Source organism: Arthrobacter rhizophilus (genome assembly GCF_026241105.1).
Classification (GTDB): Bacteria; Actinomycetota; Actinomycetes; order Actinomycetales; family Micrococcaceae; genus Arthrobacter.
This window is the reverse complement of the sequence record NZ_JAPFFT010000075.1, coordinates 1-1,215: the sequence shown is the minus strand read 5'-3', so window position 1 is coordinate 1,215 and position 1,215 is coordinate 1. Positions and strand designations below refer to the sequence as shown.

At 63.7% G+C, this 1,215-nt stretch carries 1 protein-coding gene and 1 pseudogene; both read left to right on the top strand.

Features of this window, described 5'->3' with window-relative positions:
• Nucleotides 1–540 (top strand): annotated as a pseudogene (locus tag OOZ51_RS22360) (glycine dehydrogenase (aminomethyl-transferring)); the annotation flags it as partial.
• 13 nt (nucleotides 541–553) lie between these two features.
• Nucleotides 554–1,215: aminomethyltransferase family protein (locus OOZ51_RS22355; protein ID WP_489667157.1), on the top strand; the 662-nt coding region annotated here is incomplete at its 3' end.

Genomic DNA, 1,215 nt, shown 5'->3' with positions numbered 1-1,215 from the left:
AAGTCCGCGCTGCTTGCCGCGAACTACATCGCCTCCCGCCTCAACGAGTACTTCCCGGTTCTCTACACGGGCGAAGGCGGACTCGTGGCTCACGAGTGCATCCTGGACCTGCGTGAACTGACGGCCCGCACGGGCGTTACCGCCGAGGATGTGGCCAAGCGCCTCATCGACTACGGTTTCCACGCCCCGACGCTGGCGTTCCCGGTGGCGGGCACCCTCATGGTGGAGCCCACCGAGTCCGAGGACCTGGGCGAGATCGACCGCTTCATCGAAGCCATGATCACCATCCGCAAGGAAATCGACCAGGTCGCGAACGGCGATTTCACGGTGGAGAACAGCCCGTTGCGCCACGCACCGCACACTGCGGCCGCCGTCGTGAGCTCTGACTGGAACCGCGAATACTCCCGCGAGCAGGCAGTCTTCCCCGTCCACCACCTCAAGCAGGACAAGTACTTCCCGCCCGTAGGCCGCATCGACGGCGCCGCAGGGGACCGTAACCTGGTCTGCTCCTGCCCTCCGATCGAAGCCTTCGAGAACTAAAGGACTCCTCACGATGACTGAGAACTACACTGCGCTCTACGAAGAGCACAAGAAGCTCGGCGCTTCCTTCACCGATTTCGGTGGCTGGCAGATGCCCTTGAAGTACTCCTCCGAACTGGCCGAGCACCACGCCGTCCGCCAGTCCGCCGGCCTGTTCGACCTCTCCCACATGGGCGAAGTCTGGGTCACCGGCCCGGACGCTGCGGCCTTCCTGGACTATGCACTGGTCGGCAAAATTTCGGCCATGTCGGTTGGCAAGGCCAAGTACTCGTTGATCTGCCAGGAAGACGGCGGCATCATCGACGACCTCATCACCTACCGCCGCGGGGATTCCAAGTTCCTCGTGGTTCCGAACGCCGGCAACGCCAAGGTTGTTGCCGACGCTCTGGCGCAGCGTGCGGCCAACTTTGACGTCGTCGTCGAGGACGCCTCGGCAGCCACCTCGCTGATCGCCGTCCAGGGCCCCAAGGCGGAAGAGATCCTCCTCCGTTTGGTCCCGGCCGAACAGCACTCGCTCCTCACCGAGCTCAAGTACTACGCCGCCGTCGAGGTGCCCTTCACCTTTGCCGGGAACACCGTGGAACTGCTGCTCGCCCGCACTGGTTACACCGGTGAAGACGGCTTCGAAATCTTCGTGGACAACGATGCCGCTTCCGCCCTGTGGCAGTCCATCGC